Below are 1,444 nucleotides of genomic sequence, written 5' to 3'. Positions count from 1 at the left end.
GGATCAATGCCAAAAGTTGTGGAGCAAGTATTAAAAATATAGCTTTGTATTTTTATATAGTTTCAATTTATGCCATCAGCTGCCGCGTCCTTGCTCAGATTATTTCTGCCAGATTTTATACTAGAGAATTTTGAATTCAAAGGAGTTATTGAAGATAGTGAGACTTTTCACATCGAACTCGAAGAACTGAATAGCCCTCCTTCGGAATGGGATAACATTAAAGTGTTATCAAAAGGCTTTTTTCCTCAGATTGTGATTCAGGATTTCCCTATCCGTGGACATAAGGTGTTTTATCATATCAGAAGGCGTAGATGGCTTAATACAGAGACCTCCAAGGTGATTTACCGAAATTGGAGTTTAGTAGAAAAGGGAACGCGAATGACAGGAGATTTCGCGGCTTTTTTAAAAGAAATCAATCGATACAGCCCCGAGTAGTGTTGATGCGATTAGCTCATTCTATGGTGTAAAGGCTAAAAATCTGCTTCGCCAGTACCGTGATTACCTAAGTGACTTTAAGAGTTGGGATCAGAAATCACATGCAAAAAAATGGCTTTTATATCCGGAAAACCTGGGTGAACAGCTGTCTATTGATGAAACCAGTCTGTCTCATGGCGAACTCTATACCATCATTACCAACAAAGCCGCCAAAGGTAAAAAAGGAGCTGTTGTCGCCATTGTCGCAGGAACCAAAGCCGAAACAGTCATTTCAGTTTTACACAGAATCCCCGAAAGAGCCAGGAAAAAAGTAACTGAAATCACCCTGGATATGGCAGGTAACATGGAGCTGATTTGTAAACGTTGTTTTCCTCAGGCAGTCAGAGTGACCGATCGTTTTCATGTACAGAAACTGGCCACTGAGGCACTACAGGAAATGCGAATCAAATACAGGTGGGAAGCTATGGATGCAGAAAATGAGGCCATAGAACAATCAAAAAGAACAGGTAATCCATTTCAATCAGAAGTACTTCACAATGGAGATACGGTCAAACAATTACTCGCTCGTAGCAGATATGTGTTATATAAAAAATCGTCGGATTGGACAGATAGTCAAAAGGATCGTGCAGAACTCTTATTTGGAAGATTCCCTGACCTTAAAACAGCTTACGGGCTTAGTATAGGGCTCAGTCAGCTATTTGAAAATACTAAGGATAAAGTATTTGGACTAGCCAATCTGGCCAAATGGCATGAAAAGGTAAGACAAACAGGTTTCAAGGCATTCAATACTATCGCCAGATCTATACAAAGTCATTATCAAACAATATTGAACTACTTTGACCATAGATCGACCAATGCTTCTGCTGAATCTTTCAATGCAAAAATAAAGGCATTCAGATCGCAATTCAGAGGTGTCAAAAACATTGAATTCTTCCTTTTCAGACTTACTCAACTATATGCTTAAAATCGGAAAAACATATTACTGCTCCACAACATTTGGCATTGATCC

General features: G+C 39.3%; 2 protein-coding genes. Both read left to right on the top strand.

Annotated features, from left to right (window positions below; translation table 11 throughout):
- Window positions 1-69 precede the first annotated feature (69 nt).
- Window positions 70-435: an ISAon1 family transposase N-terminal region protein gene (locus BLQ87_RS33125; RefSeq protein WP_073239036.1), complete on the top strand. Its 366-nt coding sequence runs from the start codon at window positions 70-72 to the stop codon at window positions 433-435.
- The gene (locus tag BLQ87_RS33120) at window positions 416-1,399 is read left to right on the top strand and encodes an ISAon1 family transposase (protein WP_074613161.1); all 984 of its coding nucleotides are present in this window, start codon (window positions 416-418) and stop codon (window positions 1,397-1,399) included. The genes BLQ87_RS33125 and BLQ87_RS33120 overlap by 20 nt, the downstream gene beginning before the upstream one ends.
- The last annotated feature ends 45 nt before the right edge of the window (window positions 1,400-1,444 follow it).

It is taken from the genome of Pedobacter steynii (assembly GCF_900103665.1).
In the GTDB taxonomy this organism is placed as follows: domain Bacteria; phylum Bacteroidota; class Bacteroidia; order Sphingobacteriales; family Sphingobacteriaceae; genus Pedobacter; species Pedobacter steynii.
This window is presented reverse-complemented; position numbering and strand designations above follow the sequence as displayed.